Source organism: Bradyrhizobium sp. HKCCYLRH1030 (assembly GCF_051168395.1).
Classification (GTDB): Bacteria; Pseudomonadota; Alphaproteobacteria; order Rhizobiales; family Xanthobacteraceae; genus Bradyrhizobium.
Map to the genome: position 1 here is coordinate 346,869 of NZ_JBNPUY010000006.1, position 17,408 is coordinate 364,276.

The 17,408-nt window shown below is 66.3% G+C and carries 12 protein-coding genes; 3 read left to right on the forward strand and 9 right to left on the reverse strand.

The genetic code is table 11. The features are described from left to right. Nucleotides 1-15: 15 nt before the first annotated feature. Nucleotides 16-2,055, forward strand: coding sequence for a methyl-accepting chemotaxis protein (locus ACQR1E_RS20025; protein WP_434897471.1), 2,040 nt, complete (start codon nt 16-18; stop codon nt 2,053-2,055). Nucleotides 2,056-2,250: 195 nt separating this feature from the next. Here the strand turns inward: ACQR1E_RS20025 and ACQR1E_RS20030 are convergent, their stop codons facing one another. The 8 genes from ACQR1E_RS20030 to ACQR1E_RS20065 form a co-directional block, all read right to left on the reverse strand. Beyond that, entirely contained in the window at nt 2,251-3,141 is an 891-nt protein-coding gene (locus ACQR1E_RS20030) for a crotonase/enoyl-CoA hydratase family protein (RefSeq protein ID WP_315714716.1), read from the reverse strand. 410 nt (nt 3,142-3,551) lie between these two features. After that, complete coding sequence (locus ACQR1E_RS20035; RefSeq protein ID WP_315749425.1) at nt 3,552-4,973, reverse strand: amidase; 1,422 nt, start codon at nt 4,971-4,973, stop codon at nt 3,552-3,554. Between the two features lie 65 nt (nt 4,974-5,038). Beyond that, on the reverse strand, nt 5,039-6,202 hold the full coding sequence (locus tag ACQR1E_RS20040) for a M20 aminoacylase family protein (RefSeq protein WP_315714714.1): 1,164 nt from the start codon (nt 6,200-6,202) through the stop codon (nt 5,039-5,041). Between the two features lie 20 nt (nt 6,203-6,222). After that, nucleotides 6,223-7,722, reverse strand: a complete 1,500-nt coding sequence (locus ACQR1E_RS20045) for a M81 family metallopeptidase (RefSeq protein ID WP_315749427.1) — start codon at nt 7,720-7,722, stop codon at nt 6,223-6,225. A 295-nt stretch (nt 7,723-8,017) separates the two neighbouring features. Beyond that, nucleotides 8,018-9,664 (reverse strand): ABC transporter ATP-binding protein, encoded by a 1,647-nt coding sequence (locus tag ACQR1E_RS20050; RefSeq protein ID WP_315749428.1) that lies wholly within the window; start codon nt 9,662-9,664, stop codon nt 8,018-8,020. A gap of 133 nt (nt 9,665-9,797) precedes the next feature. Then, nucleotides 9,798-10,688 carry an ABC transporter permease gene (locus ACQR1E_RS20055; RefSeq protein WP_316175574.1) on the reverse strand — a complete coding sequence of 297 codons (891 nt, stop codon included), beginning with the start codon at nt 10,686-10,688 and terminating at the stop codon, nt 9,798-9,800. 11 nt (nt 10,689-10,699) lie between these two features. Then, nucleotides 10,700-11,641 (reverse strand): ABC transporter permease, encoded by a 942-nt coding sequence (locus ACQR1E_RS20060; protein WP_315749429.1) that lies wholly within the window; start codon nt 11,639-11,641, stop codon nt 10,700-10,702. Nucleotides 11,642-12,048: 407 nt separating this feature from the next. Further along, nucleotides 12,049-13,179 (reverse strand): M20/M25/M40 family metallo-hydrolase, encoded by a 1,131-nt coding sequence (locus ACQR1E_RS20065; RefSeq protein WP_434897472.1) that lies wholly within the window; start codon nt 13,177-13,179, stop codon nt 12,049-12,051. A gap of 269 nt (nt 13,180-13,448) precedes the next feature. On the opposite strand from ACQR1E_RS20065, the gene ACQR1E_RS20070 reads away from it, so the two are divergent. Next, nucleotides 13,449-15,062 carry an ABC transporter substrate-binding protein gene (locus ACQR1E_RS20070; protein ID WP_316202213.1) on the forward strand — a complete coding sequence of 538 codons (1,614 nt, stop codon included), beginning with the start codon at nt 13,449-13,451 and terminating at the stop codon, nt 15,060-15,062. A 98-nt stretch (nt 15,063-15,160) separates the two neighbouring features. Here the strand turns inward: ACQR1E_RS20070 and ACQR1E_RS20075 are convergent, their stop codons facing one another. Then, nucleotides 15,161-15,301 carry a hypothetical protein gene (locus tag ACQR1E_RS20075; protein WP_316202212.1) on the reverse strand — a complete coding sequence of 47 codons (141 nt, stop codon included), beginning with the start codon at nt 15,299-15,301 and terminating at the stop codon, nt 15,161-15,163. Between the two features lie 264 nt (nt 15,302-15,565). On the opposite strand from ACQR1E_RS20075, the gene ACQR1E_RS20080 reads away from it, so the two are divergent. After that, nucleotides 15,566-17,179 (forward strand): ABC transporter substrate-binding protein, encoded by a 1,614-nt coding sequence (locus ACQR1E_RS20080; RefSeq protein ID WP_434844761.1) that lies wholly within the window; start codon nt 15,566-15,568, stop codon nt 17,177-17,179. Nucleotides 17,180-17,408 lie beyond the last annotated feature (229 nt).

Sequence of the window (17,408 nt, forward strand, 5' to 3'; positions counted from 1 at the left end):
AGGTCGAGGCCGATCATGTTGAAGACGTCGAAGATACTTCACCGCATAGCCCTGTCTGCATTGCTGCCCATCGTCACACTGGCCGCGTTGGCGGCCTACGAGATTTCCACGAAATGGGCGGTGCGTGTCGAGATGACGCGCATGCAGCCGGCGGCGGACGCCGTCGCCAGGCTCAGCCGCTTCGTTCATGAGCTGCAGCGTGAGCGCGGCATGTCGTCGGCATTTCTGAGCAGCAAGGGCACGCAGATGCGTGCCGAGCTGGATCAGCAGCGCAAGCTGACCGATGGCGAGCGCGCGCACGCGGTTGCCGCGCTGGACGGGCTGCGCCGGAGCGCCGCACTGGCCGAGGCGGCGCAGGCGAGCGAACAGGCGTTGACGCAGCTCGATCGCCGCCGCGGCGACATCGATGCCCAAGCCGTCACGCCGGCGGCAGCGGTCAGCTCGCTCACCGAGATCGTCAGCCGGCTGATCAGCCTGATCAGCGGCATATCGAGGCTCAGCGACGACGACGATATCTCCAAGGCGATCATTGCCTATGGCAATCTGACCGAAGGCAAGGAGCGCGCCGGCCTGGAGCGCGCGGTCGTGGCGGGAGGCCTTGCCGCCGGTCGCTTCGAGCAGGCCGCCTACGCGCGCGCCATAGGGCTGGCTGCGGCGCAGGACAGCTATTTCGCGGCCTTTCGCGCCGCCGCCTCGGCGAAAGGACGTGCGGCGTTCGATGCGGCGATGACGGGACCGGCGATCGAGGGCGTCGTTGCCATGCGCAAGGTGGTGGAGCAGGGCGGCGTCAGCGGTGATTTCAAAGGGCTCGCGAGCAAGGCCTGGTTCGATGCGGCCACGCTGCGGATCGATCTGCTGAAGCAGGTCGAAGACGCTCTGGCCGTCGAGCTGTCCGAGCTGATGGCCGGCAAGCAGGCCGCGGCCACGGCCAGCCTCGCCGCCGTCGGCGCGCTGCTGCTGGTCGCCTTGGCGCTGAGCCTCGCGATCGTCGTTGCGCTGGCGCGCAGCATCACCGGGCCGATCAACGCGCTTGCCGATACGATGACGCGGCTGGCGAAGGGCGATGTGAGCACTGCAATCGACGCGGTCGATCGGCGCGACGAGGTCGGCCTGATGGCGAGGGCAGTGCAGGTCTTCAAGGAGAACATGATCCATGGTGCCGAGCTCGCTGCCAGGGATGCGGAAGCGATGAGCCAGCGCGCCGAAAAAGCCAAGCGCGTCGGCGAACTGACCGACCGTTTCAGCGGTGACATCGCGGCCGTGATCGACAGCGTGATCTCAGCCTCGGCACAGCTCGAATCGACGGCCGCCGTGATGAATCGGACGGCGAGCCGGACCTGCAGTGAAGCGAGCAGCGTCGCGCAGGCGACCGAGGCCGCGTCGAGCAACATGCAGACGATGGCCGCTGCGACGGACCAGCTGTCGAGCTCGGTCGCGGGCATCGGCGGTCAGGTGACGCAGTCGGCCGACATGGCGCAGAGGGCGGCCGCGGAGGGGCAGAGGACCAACGAGACCGTGCAGGGCCTTTCCAGCATGGCCGAGCGGATCGGCGACATCGTGCGGCTGATCAGCGACATTGCCGGCCAGACCAATCTTCTCGCGCTCAATGCGACCATCGAGGCCGCGCGGGCGGGCGAAGCCGGCCGCGGCTTTGCCGTCGTCGCCGGCGAGGTGAAGCTGCTCGCCGAGCAGACCGCCAAGGCGACCGGCGAGATCCGCGCGCAGATCTCCGGAATGCAGGAGGTGTCGAGCGAGGCCGTCCGGGCCATCCGCGGCATCACCACGACCATCGGCGAGCTGAACGAGATCGCGTCGTCGATCGCGAATGCCGTCGAGGAGCAGGGCGCGGCGACGCGCGAGATGGCGCGGAATGTCCAGCACGCAGCCAAAGGGACCGACGAAATCTCGCAGAACATCCAGCAGGTCACGGCCGCCGCAAACGAATCCGGCGCCACCGCCAGCCAGGTGCTCGGGGCGTCGGCGGAGCTGCTGCGTCAGTCCGAGAGCATGCGCCGCCATGTCGACGACTTCATTCGCGGCATCAAGGCGGCGTGAGCGATCGCGCGCGATGTGATTGGCGCGGTGATTGGCTGCCGGGGTCGATTGCGATCCTGGTGCTGGTGATGGAGTCGTTGCAGTTGCCGCCCACGCGGCGTCGTCCCGGCCTTGAGCCAGGACCCATACCGCGCCATCTATCGCGTGGCGCTCTGGACGCCGTTCTTTGCCAAATGGTGTCCTGGGGCCGTGGCGCTACTTATACTCCCGCTCGTCCCACCACGGGAAATAGTCGGGCATATCGGCCGTCACCGTGTTCTTGAATTGCGCAGGGCGCTTCTCCAGGAACGACACCACGCCTTCCTTGACGTCGTCGGAGCGGCCGCGCGCGTAGATGCCGCGGCTGTCGACCTTGTGCGCCTCCATCGGATCGTCGGCGCCCATCATGCGCCACATCATCTGGCGGATCAGCGCGATCGACACCGGCGCGGTCTTGTCGGCGATCTCGCGGGCCAGCGCACGGGCGGTGGGCAGCAGATCATCCGGCGGCACGACCTTGCTGACGAGGCGGCCGGCGAGCGCCTCCTGCGCCGGAAACACGCGGCCGGTGTAGCACCATTCCAGCGCCTGCGAGATGCCGACGATGCGCGGCAGGAACCAGCTCGACGCCGCCTCCGGCACGATGCCGCGCTGGGAGAACACGAAGCCGAACCGCGCCGCGTCAGAGGCGATGCGGATGTCCATCGCGAGCTGCATGGTGACGCCGATGCCGACGGCGGGGCCGTTGACCGCGGCGATGACCGGCTTCAACGACTTGAAGATGCGCAAGGTGACCTGGCCACCGCCATCGCGCACCTGCGGATCGGAATAGTCGACGCGGCCATCGGCGTGGCGCTTCACCGGTCCGCGCTTGGCATCGCGATCGAACGTGTCGGCCCCGGAGGAGAGGTCAGCACCCGCGCAGAACGCGCGGCCCGATCCGGTGACGATGATCGCCCTGACGCCGTCGTCCTTGTCGGCGCGATCGAAGGCGTCGATCAGTTCCTCCATCATGGTGCCGGTGAAGGCGTTGAGCTTTTCCGGGCGGTTCAGCGTGATGGTGAGGATCTTGTCGGCGACGTCGTAGAGGATGGTCTGATAAGCCATTGGCGCTTCCTGATGTTGTCGTGGCGCTTATTAGTTGTTTGCTCGTGCCACAATCTCCGCCGTCATTCCGGGATGCGCCCTCTTGGGCGCAGGCCCGGAATCCATAACCACCATCGTGAGTATGGATTCCGGGCTCGTGCTTCGCACGCCCCGGAATGACGACGACTGGGATCGACGATAGGGAGTACAATAGTTCAGCGAGAGGCCGCGTCAAATCGTGCCGACATTCCGCATGGCGGGCAAAGAGCCGCGCTTTTCATTGGTCTCCCAGCACGCGATCCGGCAGCGATGTGGCCCACGCTCTTTCCCCGTCATTGCGAGCGCAAGCGAAGCAATCCAGAGTCGTGGGCGGGACTCTGGATTGCTTCGCTTCGCTCGCAATGACGGAGGAAGGAGTGGGGTGACGCGAATCAGGAGGCCGGCGGTATCGGCCATGGCCGCTGCTCGCCGCGTAATCCCTCGAACGTCTTGGCCATCCCGAGTACGCCGACATCATCGAAGCGGCGGCCGACGATCTGCAGGCCGATCGGGAAGCCGTCGGGGTCGTAGCCGGCATTGACGGAGATTGCCGGGTTCTCCGACATGTTCCAGGGCACGGTGTAGGTGATGTGCTCGAACGGCCTCTCGGGATCGTTGACCGGCGAGGCGAGCTCGGCGGGGAATTTCACGCCGGGCGAGACTGGCGAGATGATGTAGTCGTAGTCGCAGAACAGTCTTGCCGCGGCGGCGCGTAGCGCCATCGTGACGTTGAAGCCTCTGACGACTTCGACGCCGGAGAGCGCGGCGCCGCGTTCGGCCCAGCGCAGGATGTAGGGCAGGGTCTTCGCGCGCACCTCGGGCGCCAGCCGCGCCAGATCGTCCCACAGCCGTGCACGCCAGAAATTGTCGAGACCGTCGAGCATCTCGCGCGTCAGGAAGCCCTTGACCTCGCTGATCACGGCGCCGGCGTCCTCGAACGCTTTCGCCGCAGCCAGGGTCGTCGCGCGCACAGGCTCCTCCAGTGGCTGGCCGACGCCGCCGAGATCGAGCATCAGGCCGATGCGCAGCTTGCGCACCGGCTTCTCCGTGACCTTCCAGTGCAGGTCCGACGGCGGCAGGCTGGTGCCGTCGCGGCGGTCGGGCTTGGACAGCACGCTCATCATCAGCGCGGCATCGTCGACGATGCGCGTCATCGGACCGGCGACGCGGCCGACATAAGGCGGGTCGATCGGCACGCGGCCGAAGCTCGGCTTCAATCCGACGAGGCCGCACCACGACGCGGGCAGCCGGATCGAGCCGCCGATGTCGGTGCCGACATGCAGCGGACCGTAGCCCGCGGCGGCTGCGGCACCCGCACCGGCGCTCGAACCGCCGGGGTTCATGCGGAGATCCCATGGATTGCGCGTCAGCGGATGGAAGCTCGACAGGCCCGACGACAGCATGCCGTAGTCGGGCATCGTGGTCTTGGCGAAGATGATCGCGCCGGCCTCGCGCAGCCGCGCCACCGGCGGCGCATCGGCGGCGAGCGGCGTGCGCGTGACGCTGGCTGCGCCGAGCGGCATCGGCTGGCCCTTGGTGGCGAGATTGTCCTTCACCGTCGCCGGTACGCCGTCGAGCACGCCGGCCGGCTCGTCATTGGCCCAGCGCGCGGTCGACGCCTCGGCCGCGGCCCGCGCGGCGTCGGCGTCGAGCAGATACAGCGCCTTGATGTGCGGCTCCCACGCCGCCACGTGCGCCAGGACCTCGTCCATCACCTCGGACGGCGAGAACTGGCGCGCGCGATAGCCGGCGATCAGGTCGACGGCGGAGAGATCGTGAAGCGAGGTGACGTCATCCGAGACGGGCTTGTGCATGCTGGTACTCCCACGCCGAAGTTCATCTCGATCTGCCGCCCGCTCATTGACGTATGTCAGTCGCGCTAGGCCGCCGGCAGCCGCGTCTCGATGATGCGGGCGAACATGCTGGCGCCGATCGGCAGGATCTTGTCGTCGAGCACGTAGCCGGGATTGTGCACCGGCACCGAGCCGTCATGGCCGACCCAGAAATAGGCGCCCGGAATCGTCTGCAGCATGTCGGCGAAATCCTCGCTGCCCATCTTCGGCGTCGAGCGGGTCAGCACCTTGGACGGCTCCACCACGGTGCGCGCGACCTGCTCGACGACCTTGGACTGCTCCTCCTGGTTCACCAGCACGCTGAACGTGTCGCGGATGTCTACGTCGATCTCGCAATTGAAGGCGGCCGCCATGCCGGCGCAGATCGCGCGCATGCGCTCGCGCACCAACGCGCGCACGGGGTCCGAGAACGCGCGCACGGTGCCGCACAGCCAGGCATCGCCGGGAATGACGTTGTAGGCCGAGCCGGCGTGGATCTGCGTAATCGAGACGACCGCGGCCTGCAGTGGCTCGACATTGCGGCTGACGATGGTCTGGATCGCCTGCGCCACGGTGGTCGCGATCACCACCGCATCCTTGGAACGCTCGGGCATGGCGCCATGAGCGCCGTAGCCGGAAATCCGGATGTCGAAGAAGTCGGCGCCGGCCATTGCCGGACCGGGCAGGATCGCGATCTCGCCGTGCTCCAAGTCCGGCGCGTTGTGCAGGCCGTAGAGCTCGTCGCAGGGAAACTTCTGGAACAGGCCGTCCTTGATCATCGCGCGTGCGCCGCCGAGGCCTTCCTCCGCCGGCTGGAAGATGAAGTGCACGGTGCCGTCGAAGTTGCGGGTCTCGGCGAGATAGCGCGCGGTGCCGAGCAGCATCGTGGTGTGGCCGTCATGGCCGCAGCCGTGGAAACGGCCGGGGATGGTCGAGCGCCACGGCAGGTTCGTGTTCTCCTCCATCGGCAGCGCATCCATGTCGGCGCGCAGGCCGATCTTCCTGCCGCTGTCGTTCTTACCCTTGAGCACGCCGATCACCCCGGTGCCGCCGAGGCCGCGATGCACCTCGATGCCCCATTGCGCAAGCTTCTCGGCGACGATGCCGGAGGTGCGCGTCTCCTCGAAGCCGATCTCCGGATGCGCGTGCAGGTCGCGGCGGATGGCGGTGAGCTCGTCGGCGTAAGCCTGGATGCGATCGATGGTGGGCATGGAGCGTTTCCGTTGTCGGGTTAAGCTTCGAACGCCGGGCCGTTCGGCTTGAGGCGGATGCCCGGACGCAAGCTGGTCCAGGGCAGGGTGGAGGGATCGGCGGGCATCGCGCCGGGCGCGGCGCAGATCAGGAGATGTTCGGCGATCGGTTCGAAATCGGCGCGGAAATGCACCGAGCTCTTGTTGACCAGGATCGCCTGCGCGGTCGGCTCGATGCCGACGAAGCGGTACATCTCCTGGTCGGCAAGCTGGGACTTGTGCGAGGCCACGACGACGCGGACGTCGCCAATGCGCAAACACGCTGACGGTCCCATTTCCATCTTGCGGCCGCCGTAGAACGGGCCGGGTGCGACGAAGCGGCCGTCGGAGATCTTCTCGACGATGAAGCTCTCCTCGAACGGCGCATCGCCGGGAATACCGCTCTTGCCGCCGAGCGACAGCGTCACGGTGGCCCCTTCGCCGGCCGCATGCGCGGCGATCGCCGCTTGCGGATCGTAGATCATGCCGATCGCGGCGCGGCTGGCGCGATTGCGCACCAGCGCGCGCAGCATGCCGGTCGTATCGGAATCGCCGCCCGCGCCGGGATTGTCCTGGGTGTCGGCGATCACGATCGGACGCGTCGCTGTCTTCGCCAGCGTCATCGCATGGCGCACGCCGTCATCGGGCGTGTAGATGCGGCCGTCGAAATCATCCTCGTGGCCCGCGACGATCGCCGCGATCGCATCCGCCGCGGCGTCCGCGTCGGCCTGCGTCCGGCCATAGGCGAACACGCTTGGGCCGCAATGCGCGAAATCGGCGGCGGGAAAGCCGGGCGCGAACGACAGCGTCGGCACCGCCTCGCTCTGCAGCGCCGCAAGCTTCTCGTAGATGCCCTTGGTCGGCTGGTCATTGGTGCACTGCCAGCTGATCGGGATCAGGAACGGCAACTGCCGGAAGGCTTTCGCCAGCGGCGTCTTTGCGCGCAGCAGCAGCGCGAGGTGCTCGGCGCTGGCGCGGCCGGTGTCGGCCATGTCGGTGTGCGGATATTTCCGGTAGGCGATCAGCGCATCGGCATGTGCCATCATCTCGGGGGTGACGTTGGCATGCAGGTCGAGGCTCGCGACGAGCGGCACGTTCGGGCCGATCACCTCGCGCACGCGCGCCAGGATCTCGCCTTCGCCGTCGTCGAGATGCTCCGTCACCATCGCACCATGCAGGTCGAGATAGACGCCGTCGAGCGGGCCGGCGGCCTTGATGCGGTCGACCATCACGCCCGTGATGCGCTCGAACGCATCCCTGGTGACATGCGCGGAGGGACTCGCCGCGCAGGCGATGGTGGGCACGACGTCCCAACCGTTGGCTTCTGCGACCGCCATGAAGCCGGCCTGGCCGGCATTGATGCCGCGCATCGTCGTGAGCACGGAGGCCGCATCGGCGATCGAGGCGCGGCCGCCGCCATGCATGAACGCGTCGTAGTCCGCTTTCGTCGGTGCGAATGTGTTGGTCTCGTGCAGAAAGCCGCCGATCGCGACGCGCGTCATGACTTCGCCTCAGGCCGTTGAACGTGTCATGACGTTAGACCGGCCCTCGCGGCGCAGGCAAGCGAAGGAGCGATGCCGTTTTGCATGCGGGCCACGATGACGGCGCGCCGGCCTGCACGGACTCTCTCCGCGCGTCATTCCGGGGCATGGCGCGGCGATGAGCCCGGAATCCATACCCACAGACGGTCGTTGGGAAGCAGGCTGTCGACCACCCGATATCACCACACCCGCCGGTGGGTATGGATTCCGGGTTCGTGCTGCGCTCGCCCCGGAATGACAGCGGTGGGTGACGCTGCTACGCCACCGCCTCCGCCACCGGCCGGAAGTTCGCGAAATCCCAGTTCCGTCCCGGCGCGGCCTCGAGCAGAGACTTGGTATAGGCCTCCTTCGGATGCGTCAGGATCTCGCCGGCCGGGCCCTGTTCGACGATGCGGCCCTTCTGCATCACGACGACGTCGTCGCATATCTGCGCGGCGACGCGCAGGTCATGCGTGATGAACAGGATGGCGATGCCGAGCCGTTGCTGGATCTCGTCGAGCAGTTCCAGGACCTGCGCCTGCACCGAGACGTCGAGCGCGGAGACCGCTTCATCCGCCACCAGCACGTCGGGATCGAGCGCGAGCGCGCGCGCAATCGCGATGCGCTGGCGCTGGCCGCCGGAGAACTGGTGCGGGTAGCGCGAGATCGCGTCCGCGGGCAGGCCGACCAGCTCGAGCAGCTCGCGCGCCCGCGCCATCGCCTTGTCATGCGAGGTGCCGTAGTTGACCGGTCCCTCGGCGATGCTCTCGCCGACGGTCAGCCGCGGGTTGAGCGAGCGGTAGGGGTCCTGGAACACGATCTGGATGCGCTTGCGGTGCGGCTGCAGCAGCCGGCGGGTCAGGATCGAGATCTCGTGGCCGGCGAGGCGGACGCCGCCGGAGGTCGGATCGATCAGCCGCACGATGCAGCGGGCCACGGTCGATTTGCCGGAGCCGCTTTCGCCGACGATGCCGAGCGTGCGGCCCTTGCGCAGGGTGAGCGTGACGTTCTGCGCAGCGACGACTTCGCGCGCTTTGCCGAGGAACGAGCGCTCGCGATAGACCTTGCCGAGCTCGTTGGTCTCCAGCACCACCGGCTCGGTGCTCTCGGGCCGCGGCGGGCGTGGGATCAGGCTGGGGACGGAAGCGAGCAGGTTGCGCGTGTAGTCCATCTCGGGGCTGCGCAGGATCTTGTCGAGCGCGCCGGTCTCGACCAGGCGGCCCTGGCGCATCACCGAGACGCGGTCGGCGATCTCGGCGACGACGCCCATGTCGTGGGTGATGAACAGCACGGCGGTGCCGTGATCGCGCTGCAACTCGCGGATCAGCGAGAGGATCTGCTTCTGCGTGGTGACGTCGAGTGCGGTGGTCGGCTCGTCGGCGATCAGGAGTTTCGGCTCGAGCACCAGCGCCATCGCGATCATGATGCGCTGGCGCTGGCCGCCGGACAGGCGATGGGGATAGGAGCCGAAAATGCGCTCGACGTCGGGCAGGTGGACCTGCTCCATCATGTCGAGGATGCGCTTGCGCCGCGTCCGCGCATCGAGGGACGTATGCGCGCGCAGGACCTCGTCGATCTGGCGGCCCACCGGCACGACCGGATTGAGCGCGGTCATCGGCTCCTGGAAGATCATCGCCATCCGGGTGGCGCGCAGCTCGCGCAGCCGGCGATCGCTCGCCGTGAGCAGCTCTTCGCCGACCAGCTTGACGCTGCCGCCGACGGCATGCAGCGCGTTCTTCGGCAGCAGGCCCATCGTAGTCAGCGAGGTCACCGATTTGCCGGAGCCGCTTTCGCCGACGACGCAGAGCGTCTCGCCCTTTTCGACCTTGATCGAGACGCCGTCGATGATGCGCGGGCCGTTAGGGTTCTTCGTCTTGCCGACGGTGACGACGAGATTGTCGATGTCGAGGATGGTGTCGGTCATGTGTTCATTTCTCCAGCGTCATTGCGAGGAGCGAAGCGACGAAGCAATCCAGAGTTCCGGGCGTGGCCCTGGATTGCTTCGCTTCGCTCGCAATGACGAAAAGTGAGATGATCATCCGGGCTACGAAAGGCCGTCACTTGCCGGCCTCGCGCTGCTTCATGCGCGGGTCGAGCGCGTCGCGCGCGGCATCGCCGATCAGGTTGATCGAGAGGATGGCGATCGACAGCAGCAGGCCCGGCCAGAAGATCAACGACGGCTTGATCTGGAAGTAGGAACGGCCCTCGGCCATGATGTTGCCCCAGGTCGGCGTCTCCGGGCTGATGCCGGCGCCGAGGAACGACAGGATCGCCTCGGTGAGGATCGCGGCGGCGCAGATGTAGGTGCCCTGGACGATCAGCGGCGCGATCGTGTTCGGCATCAGATGCCGCCACATGATCTTGGGCATCGACGTCCCCAGCGAAATCGCAGCTTCGACATAGGGCTCCTCGCGTGCCGTCAGCACGACCGAGCGGACCAGGCGCGCGACGCGCGGGATCTCGACGATGGTGATCGCGATCATCACGGTGCCTACGCTGGCGCCCGACAGCGAGACGACGGCGATGGCGAGCAGGATGCTCGGGATCGCCATCAGGCCGTCCATCACGCGCATCAGGATGGCGTCCACCCAGCGGAAGAAGCCGGAGACGAGGCCGATCACGAGTCCGATCGCGATCGAGATGATCGCGGCGCCGACGCCGACCAGAAGCGAGATGCGGCCGCCATAGATCGTGCGCGACAGCAGGTCGCGGCCATAGGCGTCGGTGCCGAGCAGGTGCTGCGCGCTCGACGGCTTGAGCCGCTGCGCCGGCGCGAGCAGCACGGGATCGTGCGGCGCCAGCAGCGGTGCAAGGACCGATATCAGCACGATGAGCGACAGGCAGACGGTCGCCACGGCGATGATCGGGGTCGAGGTGAGAAAGCCGAACCGGGGCCCCAGTCGCGTGGTGACCGGGATCGACGGCTCAGGGGTGGTGACGATCGCCATCGGAAAGGGCCTCAGTAGCGGATGCGTGGATCGAGCAGGGTGTAGGCGAGGTCGATCAGGAGATTGACCGCGAGATAGATGAAGGAGGTCAGAAGGATCATGCCCTGGATGACCGGATAGTCGCGCGCCAGCACGGCGTCGACGGTGAGGCGGCCGATGCCGGGCAGGTTGAACACGCTCTCGGTGACCACGACGCCGGAGATCAACAGCGCGAAGCCGGAGCCGATCACCGTGATGACGGGCACGGCCGCATTGCGCAACGCGTGGCGCAGCAGCACCGCGATCTCGCTGACGCCCTTGGCGCGCGCGGTGCGCACGAAGTCCTCGCCGAGCACGTCGAGCATCGCGGCGCGCGTCATGCGCGCAATCAGCGCGACGTAGATGAAGGACAATGCGCAGGTCGGCAGGATGATGCGCTCGAAGAACGGGCCGAAGCCGGCGCTGAGACTCTTGAAGCCCTGGACGGGGACCCAGCGCAGGTTGATCGCGAACAGCTGGATCAGGATGTAGCCGATGACGAACACCGGCACCGAGAAGCCGATCACCGAGAGCGCCATCACGAAACGATCGATCCAGGTGCCGTGCTTCCAGGCCGCGATGACGCCGAGCGGGACAGCGACGAGAATCGACAGGATGATGGTCGAGACCGCGACCGAGATCGACGGCTCGATGCGCTGGCCGATCATCTGCAGCACCGGCACCTTGGAGATCAGCGACACGCCGAGATCGCCATGCAGCAACTGATTGATCCAGGTGATGAACTGGATGTAGAGCGGCTCGTTCAGTCCGAGCGTGGTGCGGATGCGCTCGAGCTGCTCCGGAGTCGCGTTGTCGCCGGCGAGAATCGCGGCGGGATCGCCCGGCGTCAGCCGCAGCAGGAGAAAGACGAACAGCGCCACCACGCCCATCACGGGGATGGATGCGAGGATGCGGCGAAGCAGATAACCGATCATCTTGAGAGAACCACCTTGATGGTGCTGGGGCGACGCGCGCAACGTCGTGAGAAAGTGTGCATGTCACCGATATCCATCGCTTTCAAGGTCTCCGGTGTTCGCTCGTCCGCTCGTGCACGCGCGATGACACGGTGTTCGTGATCCGCGCGAACCGTCGCATTTGCGAACAATGTCGCAGCACTTTGCGGCGAACCCTGCGCGAAACTTTGCAAGCCGCATGCCATCATGCGCGCGCCGTGGAGCCGTTGTCTACTCACCGTCCTGGTCCCGGAAAATGAAACCGTGCTGCTGCGCAGCAGGCGGTGCGTAGCCGGGAGAGCGAAGCGACCCCGGGGTCTCGCGCTGCGGCGATGACCCCGCATGTCGCTGCGCTCATGCGGGCTACGAGATCTTGCCCGGAGGCAATCCTACGCCAGGGTCGCGAGCAGTCCCGCCATCAGGCGGCCACGCTCGGCAAGGCTGTCGATCTCGATGTGCTCGTTCAGGGTGTGCATGTCGGTGCCGCGCACCCCGAGGCCGTCGAGGGTCGGAATGCCGAGCGCGCCGGTAAAGTTGCCATCCGAGCCGCCGCCTGCCGAGCCGTGCGGCAGCGACAGGCCGAGCTGTTCGGCGATGCCGCGCGCCTTCTCGTAAAGCGCCATGGTTCCGGAATCCGGCTCCCACACCGGCCGCGTCACGCCGCGCGTCACCTTGAAGGTCACGTCGTCGGTGGTGCCGGACAGCGCCAGCATCCGCTCCACGCCGTGGTCGAGATCGGCCTGCCGCTTCGCCATGCTGAGGGCTTCGCCGGTGGCGGTGGTGGCGACGCAGTTGACCCACTGGCCGGCATGCACGATGCCGACCGAGAAGGTGCAGTCCTCCGTCGTCATGCCGTCGATGGCGAGGATCTGTCGCGCCATTTCCCGGATCGCGGAACGGCCCGCGCCGAGCCGCGCGCCGGCATGGCTCGGACGTCCGATCGCCTCGAGATTGAAGCGGGCGATGGCATAGCGGCCGGTCACCACGCCATTGTCCTGACGGCCCGGCTCGGGCACCAGCACGTATTTGTTGCGCTGCGCCTCGGCTTCGATGATGTCTCGGGTCGAGGGCGTGCCGACCTCCTCGTCCGGCGTGAACAGGATGGTGATCGGCAGCGGCGTCACGATGGAAGCCTTGATCAGCTGGCGGATCGCTTCCAGCGTGAGATAGTTGCCGCCTTTCATGTCGCAGATGCCGGGCCCGTAGCATTTGTTGCCCTCGCGGCGCCAAGGCAGCCTGGCCAGCGTGCCGACGGGGTGAACGGTATCCATGTGGCCGGCGATCAGGATGCCGGGCTCACCCTGCCGCGGGTGCGGGAAGCGGGCGCGCACGCAGCCGGCGAAACCCTGGCGCCCGGCGATGCGCTCGATCGTCGCACCCAGGATGGCCATGTCGCGCGCGGCAAGATCCAGCATGCGCTCCACCGCGGCGGCGTCCCAGGTCGGACTTTCGCACTCGACCCAGCCGCGCAAGCCCCGCAGCATGATTTCGGTATCAAAGGGAAGATGGGCTGGATTCATTGGTGCTCTCTCAAGGCATTGTCGCGATCTCATGACACGAGACGCAGGCGGGCGCGCTTTGTAAAGCGAAAGCTATGCAGACGTTAACGGCATTGTCAGCCACGGGCCGCATGCGCTGAATGCGGATTGACGCGAAAGGCGACCTCTGCAACTGTCGAAAGCTTGCGACTTACAGCATGTTAGTTCGCACAAGGATTGATCTGCACGCCCAACGAATGGTCTGGATCTGATCAGTTTCAGGTCAGGCCATCCACTCAGGAGACCTCGTAATGTTCCACAGCCCGCGCTGGAAACGTCTGACGCTCGCGACGAGCCTCGCCGTTTCCATGCTTTCGCTCTCGACGGCGCTGAGCACCCAGGCCATCGCAGCCGGCAAGAAGACGATCACGGCGGTGATGCATTCGGATCTGCGCGTCATCGATCCCGGATTCACGACGGCCTACATCACCCGCGACCATGGCTACATGGTTTACGACACGCTGCTGGCGACCGATTCGAATTTCAAGGTCCAGCCGCAGATGGCGGACTGGAAGGTTTCCGACGACAAGCTGACCTACACCTTCACGCTGCGCGACGGTCTGAAGTGGCACGACGGAACGCCGGTCACGGCCGAGGATTGCGTCGCCTCGCTGAAGCGCTGGGGCCGCAATGACGGCATGGGCCAGAAGCTGATGGACTTCACGGCGAGCCTGGAGGCGCCGGATGCCAAGACCATCGTGCTCAAGTTGAAGGAGCCTTACGGACTCGTCCTGGAGTCGATCGCCAAGCCGTCCTCGCTGGTGCCGTTCATGATGCCGAAGCGTCTCGCCGAGACGCCGCAGGGCCAGCAGATTCCCGAGCAGATCGGCTCGGGCCCGTTCAAATTCGTCAAGGCGGAATTCCAGCCGGGCGTGAAGGCGGTGTACGAGAAGAACACCGACTACGTGCCGCGCAAGGAGCCGGCGAGCTGGACGTCCGGCGGCAAGGTGGTGAAGGTCGACCGCGTCGAGTGGATCACGATGCCTGACGCGCAGACCGCCGTGAACGCGCTGCAGTCCGGCGACATCGACTTCATGGAGAACCTTCCCTACGACATGCTGCCGGTGCTGGAGTCGAACTCCGAGCTCAAGATCGACGTGCTGAACAAGTTCGGCTACCAGACGCTCGGCCGCATGAACTTCCTCAACCCGCCGTTCGACAACGTGAAGGTGCGCCGCGCGGCCTTCCTCGCCCTGAACCAGAAGGACGTGCTCGACGCGCTGGTCGGCAACGAGAAGTACCAGAAGGTCTGCGGCGCCGTGTTCGTGTGCGGCACGCCGCTCGAGACCGACGTCGGTGCCGAGACGCTGATCAAGGGCAACGGCATGGCCGAGGCCAAGAAGGCGCTCGCCGAGTCCGGCTATGACGGCACGCCGATCGCGATCATGGCGCCGGGCGACGTCACCACCTTGAAGGCGCAGCCCGTGGTGGCGGCGCAGCTGTTGCGCGAGGCCGGCTTCAAGGTCGACCTGCAGGCCACCGACTGGCAGACGGTGGTGACGCGGCGCGCCAGCCAGAAGCCCGTGAAGGAGGGCGGCTGGAACATGTTCTTCACCAACTGGGTCGGCGCCGACGTCGCCAATCCCGTGGCGAACGTCTCGGTCGGCGGCCGCGGCACCAAGGGCGGCTGGTTCGGCTGGGCCGAGGATGCCGAGATCGAGAAGCTGCGCGACGCCTATGCGCGGTCGTCCTCGCCCGACGAGCAGAAGAAGATCGCCACCGAAATCCAGAAGCAGAACTACGAGAAGGTGATCTACATCCCGCTCGGACAATATCTGCTGCCGAGTGGCTGGCGCAAATCGCTGACTGGCGTGCTCGACGGCCCGGCGACACCGGTGTTCTGGAATGTCGACAAGAGCGAGTAGGCGGCGGACGCACTCGTGATGCAAACAAAGACGCGGCGAAGTGGAGACTTCGCCGCGTCTCTTTCTTGTTCCTGCATTCGCCCGTGCGTTAGCGCCCTTCAGCAGTGCGGATCGCGCACCGCTTCGAGACCCTCGACCATCAAGGGTGGGCTGATCTGATCCCGGGACGGGTTCTTATCGGTGCGGATCGGCATGGCCGGATGTCGACCGTCCCGCGGTTTGGTGACTTCATTCGGCATCATCAGGCTCCTTGCTGCTGCGCATAACGGACGGGGCGCAGCCGAGTTCCAGATGGCGGGACGCCATCGTCGGCAGTCACGATGTGTGCAGCCGCTTGATGCGGTGACCCATGCGTCCATGGCGATTGACCTCCGATGGAACTGCTGCAAATCTTCCTCGCCGAGACTGTTTGCTGAGCGTTTGCAGACGCGACGCAGGACGCCTCGTCAGGCCTTGATCGGTATCGGGGCCCTCGGATGGATGCTCACGCCAAGAGAGATCGCATGTCACATACTCCGCGCCGGACCGCATCCGCGCTCGTTTCATGGTTCGTCGCCTCGATCATGGCCGTGTCGATGGCGGGCGTGACGACCCAGGCCTTCGCCGCCGGCAAGAAGACGATCACGGCGGTGATGCATTCGGACCTGCGCGTCATCGATCCCGTGTTCACGCCGGCCTACATCACCCGCGACCACGGCTACATGGTGTACGACACCCTGCTCGGGACCGACGCCAAGTTTCAGGTCCAGCCGCAGATGGCAGAATGGACGGTCTCGGACGACAAACTGACCTACAGCTTCACCTTGCGCGACGGCCTGAAGTGGCACGACGGCACGCCGGTCACCGCCGAGGATTGCGTCGCCTCGCTGAAGCGCTGGAGCCGCAACGACAGCATGGGCCAGAAGCTGATGGAGGCCACGGCCTCGCTCGAGGCCACCGATGCCAAGACCATCACCTTGAAGCTGAAGGAGCCGTACGGCCTGGTGCTGGAGTCGATCGGCAAGCCGTCCTCCTACGTACCGTTCATGATGCCGAAGCGTTTGGCCGAGACGCCTGCGAACCAGCAGATCTCGGAGCAGATCGGCTCCGGACCGTTCAAGTTCGTCAAGGCGGAATTCCAGCCGGGCGTGAAGGCGGTGTATGAGAAGAACACCGACTACGTGCCGCGCAAGGAGCCGCCGAGCTGGACGGCCGGCGGCAAGGTGGTGAAGGTCGACCGCGTCGAGTGGGTCTCGATGCCCGATGCGCAGACGGCCGTCAACGCGCTGCAGGCCGGCGACATCGACTTCATGGAATTCCCGCCGCTCGATCTCGAGTCGGTGCTATCAGCCAATCCCGATCTTTCGATGAACGTGCTGAACAAGTTCGGCTACCAGACCTTGGGACGCATGAACTTCCTGTTTCCGCCGTTCGACAATGTGAAGATCCGCCGTGCGGCGTTCCTGGCGCTGAACCAGAAGGATGTGCTCGACGCGCTCGTCGGTAACGCCAAGTACTACACGATCTGCGGCGCCGTGTTCGGCTGCGGCACGCCGCTCGAATCCGACATCGGCTCGGAGACGCTGGTGAAGGGCAACGGCATGGAGCAGGCCAAGAAGCTGCTGGCCGAGGCCGGCTATGACGGTACGCCCGTCGTGATCCTCGCGCCGGGCGACGCGATCACCCTGAAGGCGCAGCCGGTGGTCGCCGCGCAGCTGTTGCGCGAGGCCGGCTTCAAGGTCGATCTGCAGACGACGGACTGGCAGACCGTGGTGACGCGGCGTGCCAGCCAGAAGCCGCCCAAGGAGGGCGGCTGGAACATGTTCTTCACCAACTCGGTGATCGCCGACTCCGGCAATCCGATCGGCAGCACCTTCGTCGGCGCACGCGGCCAGAAGAGCCCGTTCGGCTGGCCCGACGATCCCAAGATGGAGGAGCTGCGCGACGCCTTCGCCAAGGCCACCAAGCCGGAGGACCAGAAGCGGATCGCCGCCCAGATTCAGCAGGAGGTCTACGACCAGGTGATCTACGTGCCGCTCGGCCAATGGTTCATGCCGAGCGCCTGGCGCAAATCGATCACCGGCGTCTTGGAAGGGCAGGCCGTGCCGGTGTTCTGGAACGTCGACAAGAGCGAGTGACGAGATGTCGGCCGCGGCCCGTAGCCGTAGCCGTAGCCCGGATGAGCGATAGCGACATCCGGGTTCAAACGCGCTGTGGAGGAGACCCGGATGTCGCCGCGCTCATCCGGGCTACACGACTGCCGACGGGGCCGGCTCTCTCGCCGTCATTCCGGGGCATCGCGCAGCGATGAGCCCGGAATCCATATCCACGCGCCGTCATGTGGCGAAGACAAGCGCCACGGCCATC

What these genes read in the sequence shown, in the direction of transcription:
- ACQR1E_RS20025 (WP_434897471.1), top strand. Translation starts at nt 16, where the DNA reads ATGTTGAAGACGTCGAAGATACTTCACCGCATAGCCCTGTCTGCATTG.
- ACQR1E_RS20030 (WP_315714716.1), bottom strand. Translation starts at nt 3,141, where the DNA reads ATGGCTTATCAGACCATCCTCTACGACGTCGCCGACAAGATCCTCACC.
- ACQR1E_RS20035 (WP_315749425.1), bottom strand. Translation starts at nt 4,973, where the DNA reads ATGCACAAGCCCGTCTCGGATGACGTCACCTCGCTTCACGATCTCTCC.
- ACQR1E_RS20040 (WP_315714714.1), bottom strand. Translation starts at nt 6,202, where the DNA reads ATGCCCACCATCGATCGCATCCAGGCTTACGCCGACGAGCTCACCGCC.
- ACQR1E_RS20045 (WP_315749427.1), bottom strand. Translation starts at nt 7,722, where the DNA reads ATGACGCGCGTCGCGATCGGCGGCTTTCTGCACGAGACCAACACATTC.
- ACQR1E_RS20050 (WP_315749428.1), bottom strand. Translation starts at nt 9,664, where the DNA reads ATGACCGACACCATCCTCGACATCGACAATCTCGTCGTCACCGTCGGC.
- ACQR1E_RS20055 (WP_316175574.1), bottom strand. Translation starts at nt 10,688, where the DNA reads ATGGCGATCGTCACCACCCCTGAGCCGTCGATCCCGGTCACCACGCGA.
- ACQR1E_RS20060 (WP_315749429.1), bottom strand. Translation starts at nt 11,641, where the DNA reads ATGATCGGTTATCTGCTTCGCCGCATCCTCGCATCCATCCCCGTGATG.
- ACQR1E_RS20065 (WP_434897472.1), bottom strand. Translation starts at nt 13,179, where the DNA reads ATGAATCCAGCCCATCTTCCCTTTGATACCGAAATCATGCTGCGGGGC.
- ACQR1E_RS20070 (WP_316202213.1), top strand. Translation starts at nt 13,449, where the DNA reads ATGTTCCACAGCCCGCGCTGGAAACGTCTGACGCTCGCGACGAGCCTC.
- ACQR1E_RS20075 (WP_316202212.1), bottom strand. Translation starts at nt 15,301, where the DNA reads ATGCCGAATGAAGTCACCAAACCGCGGGACGGTCGACATCCGGCCATG.
- ACQR1E_RS20080 (WP_434844761.1), top strand. Translation starts at nt 15,566, where the DNA reads ATGTCACATACTCCGCGCCGGACCGCATCCGCGCTCGTTTCATGGTTC.